Genomic DNA, 19,877 nt, shown 5'->3' with positions numbered 1-19,877 from the left:
TGTTATGGGTGCAAAATCTTAGGATTTCCCTAACACGGCGGGTCTGTACCTTTGTGGCCTACAAACATTCCCCGGCCATTTTACGTTAAACCTACTGCACTTACACGGTAACCCTATCGATTATTCATCTTTTAAATTTTACATGATGGAACAGTTTTTTTCCGGAAAAGTGGCATTGGTAACCGGCGCGGGCTCCGGCATCGGGGAGGCCACGGCACTCCTGTACGCACGGCATGGCGCAAAAGTGATCGTATCGGACATTAACGGGGAGCATGGAAATGCGGTGGTGGAAAAAATCCGCAATGCTGGTGGAGACGCACAATTCGTTGCGTGCGACGTGAGCCAGCCCGATCAATGCGAAAAACTGGTGAACGAAACGCTGCAACATTACGGCCGGCTCGATTACGCCTGCAACAACGCGGGCATCGGCGGAGAATCCGCGGCCGTGGCGGATATGAGCGTGGAAGGGTTCGACAGGGTCATCGCCATCAATCTTTCCAGCGTATTTTACTGTATGAAATACCAGCTGCCCGCGATGCTGAAAAACGGCGGCGGCGCCATCGTGAACATGGCGTCTATCCTCGCGCAGGTGGGTTTCGCGCATGCTGCGGGGTATGTGGCCGCCAAACATGGCGTGGTGGGGCTTACGCAAAATGCCGCCGCGGAATATTCCGTGCAGGGCGTTCGTGTAAACGCCGTGGGCCCGGGTTTCATCGATACGCCGCTGTTGTCGCAAATGGATAAGGCTACCATAGACATGCTCATTTCCAAACATCCCATCGGCCGGCTCGGAAAGGCGGAAGAAGTGGCGGAGCTCGTGATCTGGCTCAGTTCTGATAAAGCTTCGTTCGTGACCGGGTCGTATTACCCGGTAGACGGGGCTTACCTGGCCGTGTAAACAAACATTTCAGGACAGTACAGGACAGCTGCGGACCGCGGCTGTCCTTCTTTTTTCCTACCGCCCATCGTCCCCATTCCCCGCTCCTCCATTATCACGCATGCTGCTTAAACGTTTTGCCCCGTAATGACGTCTATCATCATGAACGAACCACGTTTTCCTTGCCGGAAAATGGCGTTACCATTTATCCCGTAAATCATGCACAGGTGTAAAACACCCGTCTGGCGGCCGATGGATGCGTATTTTTCGGCATCAACCTATAGAATTATACCTTAGATGAGATTCACGCCTAAAACCGGTATGGGCGCCATTGCGGCGTGCCTGTGCTGGCTCGGATGCATGTTCACCCAACAGGAAGCCTACGCACAGCAGCCCCCGTCAAACAAAGATTCGGAAACCGGTGCCATCAGCGGTAAAGTGCAGCAAACGGGCAATAAGGAACCGATCCCTTTCGCCACCGTAGCCCTGTTGAACGAAGACGATTCCACCGTCATCAACGGCGTTGCCGCAGATGAAAAGGGGACGTTCGTCCTCAAGCCCGTACCCTACGGAAGCTACCTCGTGAAAGTGGCCACCATGGGCTTTACGCCTTACTTTGCCAAAGTCAGGCTCAGCAACGAGCGCCCGCAGTGGGACCTCGGCACCGTGATCCTCGAAACCGGCGCGCGCGCCCTTAAGGAAGTGGAAGTGGTTGGACAAAAGAAAATGTTCACCATGAACAAGGATTCCATCATCTTCACGCCCGACGAAAACTTCCTCCCCGGCGGCACCGGCATGGAATTGCTCGAATACGTGCCCGGCGTCACCATCGACGCCAATAACAATATCACCATGGAAGGGAAAGACCAGGTGCGGTTTTATGTCGATAACAAACCCATCGCCCACACCGGCATGGACGCCAACAGTTATCTCAACAACCTGCCCTCTTTCATGATCGAACGGATCGAAGTGCTGAAACAGCCGCCAGACGCCGTGGATGCCGAACAGGCGCTCGTGGAAGGCCGCACCAACATCCGGTACATCAACATCATCACCCGGAAAGTACAGTTCCGCGGGTATTCCGCCGCAGTAACGGCCGGGGTCGACAGCCGGCGCAACCTCAACGCCAAGATGCGTTTCAACATGAACATGGCGCCCTTCCAGATCACCTATTTCAACAACGCACAATACAACGCGGACTCCAGCTACCTGCAACGTACCTATTTCCCGAAAACGCCCGGGGGCGACAGTTCCTTCCTTTCCCAAAAGAACTTCCGCACCTCGTACAACTTCAACCACAACCTCAACACCCGGTACGAACGCAAATTCACTGACAAGGAATTCCTCCGCGGCGCGGTAACCCTCGGCTGGACAGGCGACGGGTCTAACGGACAAAACAATTCCATCAACAGCAATAAAGACCACAAACCCACCATGCTCAAAGACCAGGACAGCGAAAACCGCCGTGGCGGCTATCGCGCGGTGACGGACTGGAATTATTTCAAAGAGTATGAAGAGAAAGACAAACGCCTGGAAGCCGGGTTCAACTTCACCAAGGCCGGCACCAGCGGCAGGGGCTACAACGACTACCTGTACCCGCTCACAGACGACACTTCGCTGCAGCGCAACACCCAGCACAACGGCAGCTACAGCATGCGGACGAACATCCACTTCCGGCAGCCCCTGGGCAAAGGGAAGTTCTACGACCTCAGCGCTTCGGCCAATATCAGCGCAAACGATAACGAGAACATCGCGAAGCGGAAGAACGTGAACGACAAAGAGCTCCTCGACGCACCGCGCCTCAGTTCCGATTACACGTCTTTCAACCAGAACTACGCCGTTAACGCCACTACCGGGAAAAACAATCCCAAACTGGGTTACAGCGTTACCGGAAGGCTGGTGTACAACGGCTCCCAATCCCGCGAAACCTTCGCCGGCAACGAGTTCAACAACGAAACCTACGAAATCCGCACTTCCGCGGGCATTAATTACAGTCCCTGGAAAGACCATCGCGCCAACCTGCGCTTCAACCCGGGCGTGCAGTTCTTCAACCAGATGGCGCTGCTGGATTCGTTGCGGAGCAGCGTTCCGTTCAAGTACACCAACTTCGCGCCGGGCGTGAATTTCAGTTACGATTACAAGCAACAGCAGCTTTCGTTCAACTATTCGAGGAACATGGACCGCCCGTCGCCCGAGCAACTGAACCCGTTCGTGAATACGACAGACAGTTTCAACATCCGCACGGGCAATCCCAACCTGCGCCCTTCGTTCACGAAAGATTACCGCGCCGAGTACAGCCTCCAGGTGAAATCGCACTCCCTGAAAGTGGGCCTGGAAAAGCAGGACGCAGACGATATCATTTCGCGCTACACCCGCGTGGAGCATATCAACGATACCACGATCATCAACACGAGCACTTTCGTGAACCTGGCGTCGCGCCGCGACAACAACGCGTACATCACCCTGAATTCCCATTTCTTCAAAGCCACCAATAACAACAAGGGCGCGCTGCAACTGAATATCAACGGCGGCTTGCGGTACTACGATACCAAGACCGACGGCGGTGAAGACGGGCAGGGCGCAGTGAGCGAGAAATTCGCGCATGTTTCCGGGTGGACGAGCCACCTCAACGTCTGGACCAGCTATCGCATCCGCGTGTTTTCCGTATCGGCGAACTTCCGGTACAACGGCCCCCGTTACTACGCCCAGGGCAAGCAGGAAGCGCGTTTCGGCAGCGGGCTGAAAGGACAGGTGAACCTCTTCCAGCGGAAGCTGAACCTGGCTTTCTCCGTGGAAAACATCTTCGGATCGAGCGTCCGGAATTTCTACGAGCTGACGAAAGACTACGAACAATATTCCAACAACCGCCGCAACGTGCGGTACCTCAGCCTGAACCTGACGTACAATATCCGCAAGTTCAACAAGCTGGGTAAAAAAGGACCGAAAGAATTCGAGCTGGGAACGGAAGAAGAAGACAGCGGGCCGCCACGCCGCCGATAAATATTTTGCACAAAAAAGCGCCGGTCTCTCGTGGAGGCCGGCGCTTTTTCATTTCGGGCAATCCGAATTACAATACCATCCTGGATTTGAGCTCCAGGTATTTATTGACAACGTTGACTGTGAGGTGTTCCGGCGGCGTGAGGAGGCTCATAATGCCGGCCTGCGCCAGTTCGCGGACGATCTGCTTTTTCTCATGCGCGAATTTCTGGGCGATCACCTGCATGTAAATATCTTCCGTTTCGGCCATCCGCTTTTCGTTCAGGGCTTTCAGTTCCGTGTTCTCGAAAAACACCACCAGCAGCATATGATATTTGGCGAGCTGCCTCAGGTACGGCAACTGCCGCTGCATGCCCGACAGCGATTCGAAGTTGGTGAACAGCATGAGGAAAGAACGTTGCGACAGCGAAGCCCGCAGATGCACGCCCAGCCGCTCGAAATCGGTCTCCATCCAGTCGGTGGATTGGGCGTAGAGCTGATCGAGGATTTTGTTGAGCTGGACTTTCTTGTTGCTTGCGGGCAGCACTTCCGTCTGTTTACCGGTGAAGGTGATGAGGCCGGATTTGTCGCCCTTTTGCATGGCTACGTTGCTGAAAACGAGCGTGGCGTTGATGGCGTAATCGAGCAGGGTGAGGCCGCCGAAAGGCATTTTCATGTTGCGGCCTTTGTCTATCACGCAATACACGAGCTGCGAGCGTTCTTCCGTATAACTATTGACCATCAGGTTGCCCCTGCGGGCGGTGGCTTTCCAGTTGAGGGTGCGCACATCGTCTCCGCGGATATATTCCTTGATATGATCGAACTCCATGCTGTGGCCGATCACACGGCGGCGGTGCACGCCGAGCTCGTTGAGTTTATGTTTGACGGAAAACAGTTCGTAATTGCGCAGTTGGATGAAGGATGGATAGACTTTCACGGTCTGGGCGGCGTCCAGCGAAAAGCGGCGGCACACCAGGCCGAAGGGGCTCCAGGTGTAGACGTGCAGTTTCCCGAAAGCGTACTCGCCTCTTTCCACGGGCCGTAAGGTGAAATGGACGTGGGTTTCGCCGCCGGCTTCCAGTTTCAGGGGAATGGTGAAATCGCGCCGCTGGAACTGGAACGGCAATTCGTCCATCACCTCGCCGCGCACGGGGAATCCGTATTTGCTGCGGACCGTGTAGTGGACGGGGTTTTCGTCGCCGTTACTGAACCTTTCCGCCAGGGTCCTTTCCGCTTCGATGGCCTTTCCCGGCAGGTACAGCATCAGCAGATCGAGCAGGATCAGTCCTACCCACACGGCAAAGCCGATCAAAGCGGCCGTAAACGCGGCCGGAATGAAAAAGCCCGTGATGCAGACCAGCACCAGCACGCCCAGCGAGAGATACAGCCGGTTGCGGAAGAACAGCGATTGATAAAATCGGGTGATGGGCATGTTGTGGATTATCTGGGTACTTCTACGGCTTTGAGGATTTCTGCGATCACTTCGTCGGGCGAGATGCCTTCCATTTCGCGTTCGGGCGTGAGGATGATACGGTGACGGAGCACATGGGGAAGGATGTACACCACATCGTCCGGCGTCACGAAATCGCGCCCGTTCATCACGGCTACGGCTTTGGCGCAGTTCATCACGGCTACGGACGCGCGTGGCGACGCGCCGAGGTAAATGCCCGGGTTGTTGCGCGTTTCGTTCACCAGCGTGGCTACGTATTGCAGGAGTTTCTCTTCCATGAGGATGCCCCGCACCTGCTGCTGGAGCCGGATCACGGTGGCGGCCGTCACCACGGTTTCCACCTGTTCCACGGCGGAATGGTCGCCCCCGCGGGTGTTGGCGGCCTGAAGGATGGCGATTTCGTCTTGCAAGGCGGGATATTTCACATCCACTTTAAAAAGGAAACGGTCGAGCTGCGCTTCCGGCAGCCGGTAAGTACCTTCCTGTTCGATGGGGTTTTGCGTGGCCACCACCATAAAAGGCGAATCGAGGATGTGGGTAACGCCGTCGTTGGTGATCTGCCGTTCCTCCATCACTTCGAACAACGCGGCCTGCGTTTTGGCCGGGGCGCGGTTGATCTCGTCTATCAGGATGATATTCCCGAAAACCGGGCCTTTCTTGTATTCGAATTCCTTGCTTTGCGGGTTGAAGATGGAAGTCCCCAACACATCGGCCGGCATAAGGTCTGGCGTGAACTGGATACGGGAAAACTTCGCGTCGATGGTACCGGCGAGCAGTTTGGCCGCCAGTGTTTTGGCCACACCGGGAACGCCTTCCACGAGCACATGCCCGTTGGCCAGCAAACCGGTGATCAGCAGGTCTACCATCTGGTGCTGCCCTACAATTACTTTCCCGATCTCGTTCCGGATCGCATTCACGGCACTGTGAAGATCGGCCAGGTCGGTACGCGGCACAAAGGTGTTAATGTCCATTATTTCGGATTTTGATAGAATTGATAGATGCTGTTATACAAATTATGCAGATACTCGTCGTCTACATGCGCTCCTGTCCGCACTTCCATTACCATCTGCATCATTCCTTCCACATATTCCCGCGGGAATCCCGACTTGCGGGCGAGGCCGGTGATGAATCCGGCGTCGATCTGCGCGGTGTTGAGGAAATAATGCTGGCGGATGTATTCGAGCAGGTGCTGGACCATTTTCTGGGCCAGGTTTGCGTTGTTGTGATGAAGGTAGTACAGCCGGCCGAGGGTTTCCGCAAAATCGATGGAATTGTTGCGGAGCACGGGCCTGTCGGGGATGATGCGCTGGCGGCGCTTGCTTTCGCTGAAAATGTACAGGGCCACCAGGAGCAATGCGAGCCAGAGCGCCCATTTCAGCGGCGGATGTTTCAGCATCACCTGCATGTCGGAGAAGTTGTCTGACGTGCGGGGCATGAGCTGGTATTTATAGAATTCGTCCCAATATACATGGTCTGCATGCATCCGCAGATACGCCATTTGCCAGGTGAGCGCCTGCACGTTGTTGTTTTCCAGGAGCCAGGAGTTGGTCCAGCTCATGGGGTTGAGCAACACGAAAAGCTGGCCTTCGCCGTGTTGCACGCGGAAGAAGTTGGGCTGATGCCGGGCGTTGTTGCCGAGGATGGTAATGATAGACGTATCGCTTTCGGCCAGTACCAGGTGGCTGTTCATGGGGATCCCTTTCCCGGAGAATACCGTGTCTGGCGAAAAGGCCGGGTTGACGAAGCGTTGCACGGCGGAGGAGGGCTCGGATTCATATAACGGTTCGGTCGTCCTGAAACCGAAGGTTTTCTGGAGGAGGGAGTCGGTGCCTTCTACTACCAGGAACAACTGGTTGCCGGCCGATACGAAGGCCGACATATCTTCCACATCCTTATCCGTGAGGAAAAGCTGGGTGGCCACCGCGATGTACACGGCGTTGTTGCCTTTCAGGTTATCGGAATTGCGATAGGTGTAGGAGAAGGGGCGTGTTACCCGGCGGGGGGCGCGGCCGTTAAAATATCCGTCCAGCAGCGAAAAAGCCACTTTCCCGCCGTAGGGCCGGGTGTTCTTGTTACCGTAATGTATCTCCTGGCGCTGGTATCGCGGGTCCTGCGCGGCATCGAACACGGGCGAAGCCATATGCCGGATGCCCAGCAGCAACAGCAGGAACAGCACAACCACGGCGGCGGCAAGAACAATGATGATAATGCGTTTACTCACTGCGGTTATTTGGTCAAGGAGTTTTTAAAATCTTCGAATGCCTCGTTCACCCGCCAATACTGCGCTTCGCTGAGCGACATCTTTCCGTACCACACATATTCGTATTGCAGCGTGATGGCGGCGAAGGGCTGGTAATAGCTGGTACGGCCCAGTTCGCGGAGGTAATCCATATTGGTTTTGTCTTTCGTCCGGGTGATCAGCCGCGCGTTTTCCAGCAGGTGAAGCGCGTGCAGGTAACGGAAGCGGACCGCTTCGCGCAGCTGTCCGGCGTTGCGGGCGGCGAGAGCCAGGGCTTCCAGGTCGGTTTGACCGATTTCTTCCGCCACTTCGCTTTCGGCCGCCTTCCGCCGCGATCTCCACCTGAAAACGGGAATATCGTTTTTGCCCATGAAAAGGACGATCATGACGATGATCAGCAGCCCCAGGGCGCCCAGCATCAGATTGCGAAGGAGCCGGATGTTGCTGGCAGCCCATTGCCCCAGGTCTTTCATCCATTGCGGGCGCCAGTCTTTCCGGGGGGTGTAGGGCGGGTATTTCAGGGATTCGTCGTCGCGGAGTTTTTGCAGTGCGTCGGCCGGGGGCACCCGGGGCGTGAGGCGCATCTGCGAACCTTCGTCGAACCCGTCTATCGGCTGGCGGTCGTACAGCGAATGGTCGATCATCCCGTGGCGCATCTTTTCCTCGGTATTCATATCCGATTCCGACACTTCTTCATCCATCAGCCCGGTGGTATCGATATCCACATCCTGCGACGCTTCTGCCACGGAAGGGATATTATCGCTATCGGTAGAATCGAGCATGCGGTATTCGAGCGTATCGGCCCGTTGGGCCAGCGCGTTCCCGCCGGCCGTCAGCAAAAGGATCAACAGCACGGTTTTCAACTGGTTCATGCGGCGGCGGGTTTAATCAGTTTGCTGTCTATATCGAGGCGGTAGCCCATTTTCTGCACGCGGATCGGGTACCAGACGAAATACCAGATCATGAACGCGGCGGATACGGCGAGGATGGACACGCTGAGGAACATGGGCATTTCGGTGTGCCGGGTCACGAAGCTTTCGAGGAAAGCGGCCACGATGAAAATGGGGATGAGGGCCACGATGATCTTCACGCCTTCGAGGGCGCCGCGCTTGAGGGATTCCTTGCGGGAAAACGTTCCGGGAAACAGGAGGCTGTTGCCCAGGATAACGCCTGCGCTGCCGGCGATGACGATGGAAGAGATCTCCAGCGTTCCGTGGATCCAGATCACCAGCACGGATTTCAGGCCCAGGCCTTTGGCGAAGAACATATATTGGAACGATCCGAGCATGATGCCGTTCTTGAACAGCACCCACAGCGTTCCCGCCGAAAAAGCGATCCCGCTCACGAAGCAGTACATCGACACGCGAATGTTGTTATACCCGATCCGCAGCCACATCATCCAGGGGTTTTCGTCTTTGTAGACGTTGAAAGGGTCGCCTTTGGCGATGTTTTCTTCCGTCATGTTCACATAATCGTCCCCCAGCACGCCGCGGACGAACGTGTCGTCGTGCGCCGCAGAGAAAGCCCCCAGGATGCAGAACAGGAGGAAATAGCAGAAAGTGAACAGGAAAACGCGGTGATGTTTGCGGATCAGCAGCGGCAACTGGTATTTGAAGAAATTGCGGAAACGGTGCTTGTCGCCCTGATGGTCCCGGTAAATACGCTGGAAGATGGCGGCGGCCATTCCGTTGATGTATCCGGTTACTTTACTGTGCGCGTAGAATGTTTTGGCGTAGGCGAGATCGTCGACGAGGGATGTGAACCTTTCGGCCATCACATCCGGGTCCTCGGTTGGTTCCTCGCGGATCTTGTTCCACCTGGCCAGGTTACGTTTAATGAATGAAGATTCTCTCATGCGGTACCGGAGATAAAAAATAACGAAGTGAAAATATAATAAATTTTAAATTTGAATATGCCTAATATTAAAATCCCTACCGTTTTCAATATTGACCTGGAGTTTGAAGCCGCTGATCTGGGCCGGCGCCTCGTGGCGTACCTGCTCGATCTCATCATCCGGGTGGCATACGTGTTGGTGGCGATGTATTTCATTGAAAAGGCCGATTTGAGCTCGACGGACAGGAGCGTGATCTATTCTGTGGTGGTGTTGCTGCCGGTTTCACTGTATTACCTGGTGTCTGAGCTGTTGATGCGGGGCCAGAGCCTGGGGAAGCGGGTGATGGACGTGAAGGTGGTGAGCCTTATGGGCAATGTGCCCAGTTTGAGCCAGGTGGCCTTGCGCTGGATGTTCCGGCTGATCGAGTCGCCGTTGCTGACGATGTTCTTCATTGGCGCCATTCTGACCGAAACTTCGCCGTTTACGGCGCTGATGGTGTTGCTGATCGGGATGTTGCCCGTGGTGATGGTACTACGGTCGCCCCTGAACCAGCGGCTGGGCGATATGGCGGCGGGAACGATCCTGGTGCGCACCCGCCAGCGGCACCGCCTGGAGGATACCATTTTCCGGGAGATCGTGCAGGAGAATTATGAGCCCCGGTTCCCGCAAATTCTCCGGCTGTCTGACCGCGACCTGAGCAAGATAAAATCGGTGATCGACAGTACCCACCGGAGCCAGGATTTCGTGATGGCGGAACGTATTTCATTCAAAATCAAGGAAGTATTACATATTGAAAGCGACATGCCCGCGCTGGAATTCCTCGAAACCCTATTAAACGACTATAATTACCTGGTAACCCGTAAATAAATTTTCGTACGTACCCAACCTACGATCCCTCGATGGATGTCTATGTCTACATAGCATCCTTGGGAAATCATGACGCACATATCGCCGGCCAGGCAGGTCCTGGGCCGGGGGAACTCACCGCCTGGCTGGAAGGCTGCCGGCGGCAGGATCGTTTATGCCAGGAGCGGCTGTACAAGCACTATTACGACCGCATGATGGCGGTTATCAAGCGGACGTTCCCTGATCCTGACGCGGCGGTTACCATTCTCAACAATGGATTTCTGAGAGCATTTACGCGGATATCGCAATACAGCGGCACGGGGAGTTTTGAGGGCTGGCTGCGGCGGATCGTGCATCATGCGGCGGCGGATTATTACCGGGCCAACCAGTTGCGGCTGCAGTCGGAAACGGCGTTGCCGCCGGAGGTGGAGGTGCGCGACGGGAGTGAGCCGGCGGCATACCGGGAGTTATTACAGTTATTGCATTTTTTACCGCCCGCAACGCGGATGGCGGTGAACCTGTTCATCATTGAAGGTTATTCCCATAAGGAGATCGCCGCGATGCTGGGGATCAGCACCGGAACGTCGAAATGGCATGTTTCCGAAGGAAAGCGGCTATTAAAGGAATTTTTGAACAAACGCAATGCGCCACCCACAGCCAGATATTGAAGAATTGCTTAGAACGGCAGCACTAAACCAGGCGCCTCCGGTGGCATCCGCTTCGGAAAAGGAAGCCTCGTGGGCGCTCATGCGCGACCTGCTCGATGCACACCGCGAGCCTCCGGCTTCCGGTGGCGGGGGAACTTTCTGGGTGGAAGTGGTGGTGCTGCTGGGGTTTGCGGCATGCTTCGCGTGGATGCAGGGCGCGGTGCGGTGGGAGGAAACGCGGGATACCGGGGCTGCTGATAGCGCGATGTGGTGGAATGGAAAAGACGTGGCGTTGATGGGAGAAACGCGGGATGCCGGGGTAACTGATACCGCGGGATGGGAATTGGGGAAGCGTGGGATGGATAGCGCAGGGATTTGGCTGAATGGTATTACACCATCGGAAAATGAAAAGCACGGGGGGATAGGTGTTGGGACGGAGGACCGTGGTGGCGTGGGGTATGGAAGTAGCGGGGATTTGAAGGATGGGAAGGAGGATCGTAGCGTTCCCTTCCGTCATACACAGAACAGCGATGAGCCTGCATTTCAAAATAAAAGAATGCCCGCTTCCGGCAGAAGCGTTTCAGGGGAAAATGAATATCATGGGCCCCGGGGAATTTCTTACGCACGCCGTAAGGAAATCCTGGAAAAACAACCTGACGTAACCAAAAATTCGGCTGGCACTGCGAGCAGATCCCTGCAAAATAATACGTCCATCGCTCCACCCACAAAAAATACATCCCGCAAAAAACCCAATACACCGCACCCCCTATCAAATCCCGACGCGAGTCTTCATAGCACAAGCAAAACCAATGATTTCCCATCAAACACACACCCAGACAATCCTGATATATCCCGCAAAAACCCCAACACACCACAACCCCAATCAAATCCCGACGCGCACCTCCATAACAAAAGCAAAATCAATGATTTCCCATCAAACACAAACCCAGAAAATCCTGCTACATCCCACCAAAACCCCAACTCCCCAAAACCCCAACCAAATTCCACCGCCGACATCGCAAACAAAAACGATAATCCCCCATCCGCCATATCCCGCTTCGACCTGTCGCCCATCCGCACGGAATGGCCGGTAATCGCTTCCGGGTTAAGGATTGTGCCTAAAGAACTCGCTGCCGGACAGGCACCTCCATCCCGGGCCCCCTACTCATCCGGCGGCCTGAGCCTTCGCCTGGCAACATCCTTTAGCACAGGAAGCGCCTTCGGCGCAGGGCTCTTCGTGGAATATTCCGTCCGCCTGGGAAACAGGACCGTACTGCGCCCTTACGCCGGCGTGCAATATTTCTCGGGCAAGGAACAGGAATATCAACTTCCGTACTACAAACCCACCCGCCAGGATTCCGCGGTGCGCTTCCCGGCAGACAGCGGCCATACCCGCTACATCCTCCGAAACACTTCCTACGCCGTTGTCGGTTTGCCTGTCGCCATCACCCTCCGTAATTGGGAATTATCTACCGGCATCTCCGCCAGTTTCCGGGCCGGACAAAGCGGCACCTCGCAAAATGTCTACGAACCCTCGGGCTCCAACTTCGATCCGCAAAAGGAAACACCCGATTTCCGGAGGAGCGGCGTACCAGGGAGTTTCGGGATTTCCTGGCAAGCGGGAGCCGACTACCGGCTGTCGACCCATTGGCGCATCGGCGCGCAATATCAGCTTCGTTTCGCGGAAAGTGCTTCGTCTACCCGGTTCACGCTGCAACCGGCCCACCCATCCCCCGGAAAACAACTCATCTCGCTTCATCTCCGATATTATTTCAGAAAAAAATAAGCGGCACCCAACCTTCGCGGATGTGTATGCTGTCTGTAACAGTATAAAACTTCATGCAATGAAAAAACCCATGCTCTATCTTGCCCTTGCTTTCGCCGCGTTGTACGGTATGTATTCCTGTACCAAGGAAAACAAGGTGCTGTCCGACCAGCAACTGGCGAAATCCTCCTTATCCAGCCTGGCGGATTCCATTCCTATTGACACGATCGACACCATTCCCACCGACACGATCCACGACAGCATTCCCCTCATCTCCAACCGGCTGCTCGTAGAACCGGGAGTGGTTGATTCTTTCCTATGGATATCCGTCAAGACGCAGGAATTGTACAATTATTACAACGTCATACTGGGTTATTTCAACCTGGTCAACACCGGCGCATTGACCTTCGGCGTGAAGCAACCCATCGGTTACACCCCGTTAACGACCCAGTACGTTCACGGTCAGTTCTTCATTCCCTTCAACACCAAAGCCAATGGTATCTATCCGTTCCGGATCAATTTCAAAAACGTGAATTATGCCGGGCGGATCCGTGTTACGGATTCCGGCTACCGCTTTAACTGGCAACACGATTCCTCCATCCTTTTGTATCCGAAGTTCGTCCGCAAAAGCTAACGCTATTTCATGGCAGGCATTTACATCACAAAGCTTTTCACTACAAAGCTTCATTCATAAAAAGGCCGGGCACTTTATGCGCCCGGCCTCCCTGTTTCTTCTCCGGAAATATTATTGATGGAATTGCCCGTCGAGGTACACGCCTCCGGGATTGCCGGCTGCATCGAGCAAAGTGAGGTTGGCGCGGAATCCTGCGCGAATGGCGCCGATGTCTGTATACCCCATCAGTTTCGCAGGGTACGCCGTAGCCATCCGCACCGCTTCTTCGAACGGGATGCCCACATGTTGCACACAGTTCCGGATGCCTTCCGCCAGCGTGATCGCCGAGCCGGAAAGCGTGCCGTCCGGTAACGTAAAGCGATCCTTTTGCCGGATGTGCGGATAAGCGCCTTCGCTTTTCTCCACCGCGTCGGTAATGAGGAACAATCGCTCGCCCATGACTTTCTTACTGATCGACAAAGCTTCGTAACTCACATGGATCCCGTCGGGGATGATGCTGGCATGCGCGTTGGACTGGTACACCGCGCCGGGCAGCCCTACATCGCGGTGATGGAACGGGCTCATGGCGTTGAAAAGGTGCGTGGCCGTCTGGATACCGGCGTCGAAACCGGCCTTTCCTTCTTCAAAAGTGGCATTGCTATGGCCGGCGGATAATACCACGCCATGGTCGAGCAGGAGCCGAATGATGTCTGCATCCATCAATTCCGGGGCGATGGTCATCATTTTGACGGTGCCAGCGGCGCGCTTGAGGAGCGCTTCCACTTCCCTGCGCTCCGGTTTGCGGATACAATCCGGGATGTGGGCGCCGCGCTTTACGGGATTGATGTACGGCCCCTCGAGATGAAGGCCCAGCACGGCGGGATGTGGATTTTCCCTGACCACGTCCATCGCCGCTTCAAACACTTCCAGCCGGTTGGTGGCCAGGGTGATGAGGAAACCCGACGTCCCGGTCTTCACGAGCCCCGCGGCCATATCGTACAAAGCAGCGGAGGAGGGAGCGTCCGAAAAAAGTACGCCGCCTCCTCCGTATATCTGCAAATCCAGCAGTCCCGGAACGATCGTCATCCCGGGATGATGGATGATGTAATAATCTGAAGGGATGCTGTTTTCACTGACCAGTCCTAAAATTCTTCCGTTTTCCAGTAGCAGGGCCTCGCCTGTTCTTGTTTCTTTTCCGGTAAAAATCCGCGATTGCGTCAGTGCCAGCAGCATAAATCAAGGAGTTTTAATTTGACCAAAGAGGATTCTGCTTCAGTTCATATCCCTTATCGGAGAATATTTTGATCTGATCGGCAGGGATCGGGGTCAAATATACGCGCTCGTTGTCAAAAATCCTGTCTGCGTTCGCGGAAACGGATGGAACGATGTAACCTTCGTCTGTACCGGTCAGCGTAATATTCACGAGCCAGGATCCGCCGCCGGCTTTCTCCCATTCCGACCGCTTGATCCAGGCGCCGCGGTTGATGTCCGAATTGGCGCGGGTATCTGCATAGCCCATTTTCTTCCAGCGGCGCAGATCATCGAGCCGGAACCCTTCCATACTGAGCTCCACCCGGCGCTCGCGACGGATTTCCCAGATCAGGGCCGGCACTGCCGGGTCGCGCGCGGGATCGTCGTACGCCACTCCGTTCACGGCGGGTTGCCCGCCTAATACCTGTAGCGGCGGAAGGGGGTTGGCGTTGTTAACCGGCCGCGCGCGCAGTTTGTTGATGGATTTATCGAGGTCTGCCTGCGTGAGGGTACCCAATTCCGCACAAGCTTCCGCGTAATTGACCATCACCTCGCCCAGCCTGACCACCGGCGCATCGGTATCGTTCTGGTTACTGGTGCCGTTGGGCAGCCCGGCGATGGCCTCGTTCAGGAATTTATGGTGTGCATACCCGGAGGTAGACGTCGCATAATTGTTGAAGCGCCCTTTCGAGCCCGTGGGCCGCAGTGCCGGGGCAACGGTATGGCCGAGCCGGGGATCGCGATCGGTCAGCACGTCGGCCATCGTTTTATCGCCTTTGTACTGGGGCGACAAGCCGATGGGAAGCCCGTCTTTGCATAAGTATGATTCCACCAGGTTTTTAGACGGTCCTACCTGCGCATCGGTGTTTACGTAGCTCATCATGGAATGGGTGAGCACACCGGTCACGTAACTGCGGTACATGATCATTTCCTTGTTGGATGCGAGGTCCAGGGAGTTGAACGATTCGCGGTAGCCGTGGGAAAATTCGAATCCCCCTTTGGTGATCACTTCATTGGCCGCCCATTTGGCCGCTTCGAGGTATTTTTTGGATTTCTCGGCGTTGTTGGCGTGGTACTTCTGCCAGGTTCCTTCGAACAGCATGATCCTCGACATATACGCGAGCGCAACCCATTTGGTGACGTTGAGGCCTTTGGCGCCGTCCGATTCACGGATTTTGGCGGCGGCGAATTCCAGGTCTTCCTGCAGGTGGTCCATGACGATGGTGCGGGTGTCGCGGGGTTTGAAGAGCTCTTTTTCCTCGATGATATCGAGGGGCCGGTCGTACCACTGCACATCCCCGTAATCGTTGACCAGCTGGTAATACGCCATGGCGCGGAATAACCGGGCTACACCCATCCAGTGCTCGCGGGTGGCCGGCTGCAAATTGGCCATGCCTTGCACGCGGGCCAGCATGAGGTTGGCGTCGCGGACGCGGGTGAAGCCCCAGTTGGTAGACGTTGTGGGAATCTGTTTGGTGAATGGATTCGGCGTTTCCGGCGCAAAATCGTCGTTCAGGCCCTGCCCCAGGTACGTATAGTTAGACCATGCAAAACCGGAATTGAAACCAGAGAAATACACAGGGTAAAAACGGTAGGCGAAAGCACGGACATTTTCTTCGGTTGTCCAATAAGTTTGATCGGTAAGCTGATCGAGCGGCATTCTCCGGAGGAAGTCTTTGCCGCATCCTCCGGCCATGGAGGCCGCTATCAAGAGTGCGAATATTTTGATTTTCATATCCTGTCAGATTTGATCGATTAGAAAGTGATTTGCAGGCCTACGGAATATTCGGCGCGGTACGGGTATACGCGGCCAAAGGAGTTCCGGTCGGATTGTTCGGGGAGATAGTCAATTTCCGGATCGATGGGAATGTCCAGCTTATCGAACGTCAGCAGGTTTTCCCCGGCAACGAAGATCCTGGCGGACTTGAATTTCGCGCGATTAACGAGGTGCGTGGGCAGCGTGTACCCGAGCGTCAGGTTTTTCAGGCGCAGGTAAGACATATTCAGCAGATATTTCGTTTGGCGGTAGAAGTTTTTGGTGCTTTCCAGCTGTTCGTGGTTGGTGGGGCGGGGATAGAAAGCGTTGGGGTTGGAAGGCGTCCAGTAGTCCATCTGGTGCGCATACCAGGCTTCGGTTTCCCTGTACCCGGGGATCACGACCGGCCCGGACGCCCAGAGGTCGCGCCTGGCAACGCCCTGCATGAACACGCTCAGGTCGATGCCCTTCCAGTCTGCGCCCACGCGGAAGCTGTACTGGTAGCGGGGCGTGGAGTTCCCGATGATTCTCAGGTCGCCATGGTCGTCGAGCGTTTCGTTGCCAAAGGTCACCTTCCCGTCGCCGTTGATGTCTTTATACTTGATATCGCCGGGGCCGTAGCGGAACCAGCCGCTGCCGCGCGTGAGGGCCGTCTGGTCGGGGATGCCGTCTTTCGGCACCCAAACGCCGCCCTGGTTGGAGAAATCGCCTTCCTGGAAGATCCGGTCGGTTTCATATCCCCAAATCTCGCCGAGATTGCGGCCTTCATAGTTGCCGTAGATATTCTTAGTGGCGCTTACGAATTTGGTCAGTTTTTCGGTGAAGTCCGTCACAGCCGCCGTCACGTTGATGCCGAGGCCATTGTCGAGCCGGTGGTTCCAGTCCAGGGCCAGCTCCCAGCCTTTGGTAGTCAGCTCGCCATAGTTAAGCACTGGCGCGGGAGTACCCAGGGTAGACGGAACGCCCACAGTTCCGGTGATCATGTCAGACGTTACCCTGCTATACCAATCGAAAGTAACCCCGAATTTATTGTCGAAGAACCGCGCATCCGCCCCGAAATCGAGTGTAGTAACGGTTTCCCATGTCAGCGAGCTGGAAACGAGGCCGGGCGATGAAAATGTAAGCATGTTGTTGCCGCCGATGATCCATCCGCTGTTGGCCGAGTTCATTACCGACAGGAAGCGGTAGCCGCCCAGGTACTGGTTGCCCACCTGCCCCCAGGAGCCGCGGAGCTTCAGGAACGAAAGCGTGGGTTGCAGCTGCTTCATGAACTTCTCTTCCGTTACCACATAACCCGCCGAAACCGACGGGAAGAATGCCCACTGGTCGTGTTCCGGGAACCAGGACGAGCCGTTATACCGGCCATTCAGTTCCAGCAGGTATTTGTTCTTATAGTCGTAGTTCACTCTCGCGAAGTAACCGTTGGTGGCCCAATGGCTGGCGTCGCCACCCACGAACTGATCGCCGAGGGCGAGGCTGATTTCCCCGAAATTGGGATCGATCAGCTTCCTTCTTTCCGAGCTGTTGTAGCCGCTGGTATATTGATCGATGTCCGTACCCACGAGTACTTTGAAAGTATGGTCGTCGTTCAGCTTCTTTGTATAGGTCGCGAAGGCGCGGCCGCTGTGCATGGTGTTATAGGCAGATCGGTCACGCACCATATCGAAGCTGGCACCCTGGAAATCTTCCGAGTAATCGAGCGAGCCCGACCAGAAGTTGATGCCGCGGAGCTTGCCGCCCACCTGGTGTATACGGGTATTGGTGGTGGAATACGTATAGTCGACGTCGATGGTCAGCCCTTCCATGGGGCGGATCGAGGTGCCGACCTGCACGCGGTTGAAGTTGGACCGGGCGCGGTCCATCTGACTTTGCTCCATTTCCATGATGATGCTCCGCATGGGCTGGCCGTTCAGCGTTCCGTAAGGGTAGGTCAGCGGCCAGCGGTAGAGGTAATACCAGGGGCCGTAAGTGGCGGCGGAATAGAGGAACGGCGTGGTGAGGTTCGATTGGGAGAACATCATTTTCCCCCTAACGTCCATCCATTCGTTTACCGACGAGTTGATATTAAGAGTGGCATTATACCGGTCGAAACGGTCGTTTTTCACCTTGAGGATACCGGTCTGGTTGAGGTACCCCAGACTAAGGTGATACACCGTCTTGTCGCCGCCGCCGGAGAATGCGAGATCGTGTTTCTGCTGCAGCGATGTTTTCTTCATCCATTTGCCTGCCGCGTCCCACGAACGGATGGGGTAAAACGCCCCGCCGCGCACTTCAAAATCCCGGCCGGGCTTCATTTCGTCGCCGAGGTCTTGTCCGCCATACTGCTGTTCCCATTCGCGGATCTTGCGGATGCTTTGCGTGTCATAGGTCATGCCCAGCACGCCGAACGAGATCTTGTCGGGGTTATTGCTGGAGCGCCGGTTGGATTCCAGCGCGGCAACTGCCCATTCGGAGGATTTCGCCACTTCCGGGAGGTTGAGGGGCTTGGACCAGGAGAAGTTGTTGCTGTAGCTGATGGACGATGGCGCGCCTTTTTTCCCGCTTTTCGTGGTGATGAGGACAACACCCCAGGCCGCGCGGGAACCGTAGATGGCGGTAGACGCCGCGTCTTTGAGAACAGTGATATCTGCGATATCCTGTGGGTTTACCATTTGGAGGCTGGGCACTTCCACGTTGTCGACGAGGATCAGCGGCTGGGTGCCGTTGCCGTTATTGTTGAGCGACCCGGTCATACCACGGAGGCGGATGTTGGCGTTTCTGCCGAGGTCGCCGCTGGCGGTGGTGATAGTGAGGCCCGGAACGGCGCCCTGGAGGCCGCGGCCGATGTCGGTGATGGGCCTGGATTCGAGGGTGCGCTTCACGTCTACGGTGCTCACGGCGCCGGTGAGGCTTGCTTTGCGCTGGGTGCCATATCCCACGATCACCACGTCTTCCAGTTTACGGTGGTCGGCCACCATAACGATAGACAGGGGCGCGGAGCCGGATACGATATGTTCCTGCTGGATGGAGCCTACGGAAGAGAAGAGGACCACTTCCCCGCGGGACACTTCCAGGACGAACTGTCCGCTGCCGTCGGAATAGACGCCGCGGGTGGTGCCTTTCACCCGGATAGAAACCCCGGGCAACTGCAATCCCGTTTCATCCAGGACTTTTCCACGCAGGGGGAAAGTGGAGTCTGCCGCTGCTGCCGGAGCCGCGTGGGGAACGGGGGTTTCCCTGGGCTGCGATACGATCAGGATGGTGTTTTCCGCGTAGCGGTACACCATTCCCGTGTTTTGCAGTAAGGATTCCAGCGCCGCGCTCACGCTGCGCGTGCCCATGGGCATGAAAACCCGGTGGTGCCGCTGCACTTTCTCGGTAGCAAAAGCCACCCTGAAACCGGAGAGTTTCTCCAGCTGCACCAGCGCCTTTTCCAGCGTGATGTTGGGTGCTTCCATCGTAATTTTCTTTTCATCCAGCGCCTGGCCTTTGAGCGGGGAAGCTACCATCAGCTGGAGCCCCACGATCATGAAGAGCAGGAGAGAGAGACTAAATCTCATAACAAAACGCATTTGCGTGGAATAAACCGCTTTGTACAGTAATGGCAATAGCCGACCATTAGCAAAAACCGCTGATTTTTGCAT

The 19,877-nt window shown here is 55.8% G+C and carries 15 protein-coding genes; 6 read left to right on the top strand and 9 right to left on the bottom strand.

All coding sequences use genetic code 11. From position 1 onward, the window contains the following. The first annotated feature begins 142 nt into the window (after window positions 1-142). On the top strand, window positions 143-898 hold the full coding sequence (locus WJU22_RS06015) for an SDR family NAD(P)-dependent oxidoreductase (protein ID WP_341842354.1): 756 nt from the start codon (window positions 143-145) through the stop codon (window positions 896-898). A 276-nt stretch (window positions 899-1,174) separates the two neighbouring features. Next, window positions 1,175-3,877: an outer membrane beta-barrel protein gene (locus WJU22_RS06010; protein ID WP_341842353.1), complete on the top strand. Its 2,703-nt coding sequence runs from the start codon at window positions 1,175-1,177 to the stop codon at window positions 3,875-3,877. 67 nt (window positions 3,878-3,944) lie between these two features. Here the strand turns inward: WJU22_RS06010 and WJU22_RS06005 are convergent, their stop codons facing one another. Genes WJU22_RS06005 through WJU22_RS05985 form a run of 5 tightly spaced genes read right to left on the bottom strand, consistent with a single transcriptional unit; the run spans window position 3,945 to window position 9,397 of the window. Then, a complete protein-coding gene (locus WJU22_RS06005) occupies window positions 3,945-5,285 on the bottom strand; it encodes a DUF58 domain-containing protein (RefSeq protein ID WP_341842352.1) in 1,341 nt (446 codons plus the stop codon). An 8-nt stretch (window positions 5,286-5,293) separates the two neighbouring features. Continuing rightward, window positions 5,294-6,274, bottom strand: coding sequence for a MoxR family ATPase (locus WJU22_RS06000; protein WP_341842351.1), 981 nt, complete (start codon window positions 6,272-6,274; stop codon window positions 5,294-5,296). Then, window positions 6,274-7,524: a DUF4350 domain-containing protein gene (locus WJU22_RS05995; protein ID WP_341842350.1), complete on the bottom strand. Its 1,251-nt coding sequence runs from the start codon at window positions 7,522-7,524 to the stop codon at window positions 6,274-6,276. The genes WJU22_RS06000 and WJU22_RS05995 overlap by 1 nt, the downstream gene beginning before the upstream one ends. A gap of 5 nt (window positions 7,525-7,529) precedes the next feature. Then, complete coding sequence (locus WJU22_RS05990) at window positions 7,530-8,414, bottom strand: DUF4129 domain-containing protein (RefSeq protein WP_341842349.1); 885 nt, start codon at window positions 8,412-8,414, stop codon at window positions 7,530-7,532. Then, window positions 8,411-9,397 (bottom strand): stage II sporulation protein M, encoded by a 987-nt coding sequence (locus WJU22_RS05985; protein ID WP_341842348.1) that lies wholly within the window; start codon window positions 9,395-9,397, stop codon window positions 8,411-8,413. Before WJU22_RS05985 ends, WJU22_RS05990 begins: the two co-directional genes overlap by 4 nt. A 57-nt stretch (window positions 9,398-9,454) precedes the next feature. Between WJU22_RS05985 and WJU22_RS05980 the strand changes: the two genes are divergently transcribed. Together WJU22_RS05980 and WJU22_RS05975 are read left to right on the top strand one after the other, a co-directional pair. Continuing rightward, complete coding sequence (locus WJU22_RS05980) at window positions 9,455-10,243, top strand: RDD family protein (RefSeq protein ID WP_341842347.1); 789 nt, start codon at window positions 9,455-9,457, stop codon at window positions 10,241-10,243. Window positions 10,244-10,302: 59 nt separating this feature from the next. Continuing rightward, window positions 10,303-10,890 (top strand): sigma-70 family RNA polymerase sigma factor, encoded by a 588-nt coding sequence (locus WJU22_RS05975; RefSeq protein WP_341842346.1) that lies wholly within the window; start codon window positions 10,303-10,305, stop codon window positions 10,888-10,890. Between the two features lie 22 nt (window positions 10,891-10,912). On the opposite strand, the gene WJU22_RS05970 is transcribed toward WJU22_RS05975, so the two are convergent. Next, window positions 10,913-11,386 (bottom strand): hypothetical protein, encoded by a 474-nt coding sequence (locus WJU22_RS05970; protein WP_341842345.1) that lies wholly within the window; start codon window positions 11,384-11,386, stop codon window positions 10,913-10,915. Between the two features lie 597 nt (window positions 11,387-11,983). Between WJU22_RS05970 and WJU22_RS05965 the strand changes: the two genes are divergently transcribed. Continuing rightward, complete coding sequence (locus WJU22_RS05965; RefSeq protein ID WP_341842344.1) at window positions 11,984-12,655, top strand: hypothetical protein; 672 nt, start codon at window positions 11,984-11,986, stop codon at window positions 12,653-12,655. A gap of 58 nt (window positions 12,656-12,713) precedes the next feature. Then, complete coding sequence (locus WJU22_RS05960) at window positions 12,714-13,268, top strand: hypothetical protein (protein ID WP_341842343.1); 555 nt, start codon at window positions 12,714-12,716, stop codon at window positions 13,266-13,268. A gap of 111 nt (window positions 13,269-13,379) precedes the next feature. Here WJU22_RS05960 and nagA read toward each other — a convergent pair whose 3' ends face one another. The 3 genes from nagA to WJU22_RS05945 are packed head-to-tail and all read right to left on the bottom strand — an operon-like array spanning window position 13,380 to window position 19,793. Beyond that, window positions 13,380-14,480, bottom strand: a complete 1,101-nt coding sequence (gene nagA, locus WJU22_RS05955; protein WP_341842342.1) for an N-acetylglucosamine-6-phosphate deacetylase — start codon at window positions 14,478-14,480, stop codon at window positions 13,380-13,382. 13 nt (window positions 14,481-14,493) lie between these two features. Further along, window positions 14,494-16,233 carry a RagB/SusD family nutrient uptake outer membrane protein gene (locus WJU22_RS05950; RefSeq protein WP_341842341.1) on the bottom strand — a complete coding sequence of 580 codons (1,740 nt, stop codon included), beginning with the start codon at window positions 16,231-16,233 and terminating at the stop codon, window positions 14,494-14,496. Between the two features lie 20 nt (window positions 16,234-16,253). Further along, complete coding sequence (locus WJU22_RS05945) at window positions 16,254-19,793, bottom strand: TonB-dependent receptor (RefSeq protein ID WP_341842340.1); 3,540 nt, start codon at window positions 19,791-19,793, stop codon at window positions 16,254-16,256. Between the last annotated feature and the right edge of the window lie 84 nt (window positions 19,794-19,877).

The sequence above is a fragment of the Chitinophaga caseinilytica genome (genome assembly GCF_038396765.1).
Classification (GTDB): domain Bacteria; phylum Bacteroidota; class Bacteroidia; order Chitinophagales; family Chitinophagaceae; genus Chitinophaga; species Chitinophaga caseinilytica.
Note: the sequence above shows the minus strand (reverse complement) of the source record. Positions and strands in the feature narration are given on the sequence as shown.

Excerpts from the sequence above, each read along its gene's own strand:
- WJU22_RS05990 (WP_341842349.1), bottom strand. The coding sequence starts at position 8,414 with ATGAACCAGTTGAAAACCGTGCTGTTGATCCTTTTGCTGACGGCCGGC.
- WJU22_RS05970 (WP_341842345.1), bottom strand. The coding sequence starts at position 11,386 with ATGACGGAAGGGAACGCTACGATCCTCCTTCCCATCCTTCAAATCCCC.
- WJU22_RS06015 (WP_341842354.1), top strand. The coding sequence starts at position 143 with ATGATGGAACAGTTTTTTTCCGGAAAAGTGGCATTGGTAACCGGCGCG.
- WJU22_RS05985 (WP_341842348.1), bottom strand. The coding sequence starts at position 9,397 with ATGAGAGAATCTTCATTCATTAAACGTAACCTGGCCAGGTGGAACAAG.
- WJU22_RS05945 (WP_341842340.1), bottom strand. The coding sequence starts at position 19,793 with ATGAGATTTAGTCTCTCTCTCCTGCTCTTCATGATCGTGGGGCTCCAG.
- nagA (WP_341842342.1), bottom strand. The coding sequence starts at position 14,480 with ATGCTGCTGGCACTGACGCAATCGCGGATTTTTACCGGAAAAGAAACA.
- WJU22_RS05960 (WP_341842343.1), top strand. The coding sequence starts at position 12,714 with ATGAAAAAACCCATGCTCTATCTTGCCCTTGCTTTCGCCGCGTTGTAC.
- WJU22_RS06000 (WP_341842351.1), bottom strand. The coding sequence starts at position 6,274 with ATGGACATTAACACCTTTGTGCCGCGTACCGACCTGGCCGATCTTCAC.
- WJU22_RS06005 (WP_341842352.1), bottom strand. The coding sequence starts at position 5,285 with ATGCCCATCACCCGATTTTATCAATCGCTGTTCTTCCGCAACCGGCTG.
- WJU22_RS06010 (WP_341842353.1), top strand. The coding sequence starts at position 1,175 with ATGAGATTCACGCCTAAAACCGGTATGGGCGCCATTGCGGCGTGCCTG.
- WJU22_RS05980 (WP_341842347.1), top strand. The coding sequence starts at position 9,455 with ATGCCTAATATTAAAATCCCTACCGTTTTCAATATTGACCTGGAGTTT.
- WJU22_RS05950 (WP_341842341.1), bottom strand. The coding sequence starts at position 16,233 with ATGAAAATCAAAATATTCGCACTCTTGATAGCGGCCTCCATGGCCGGA.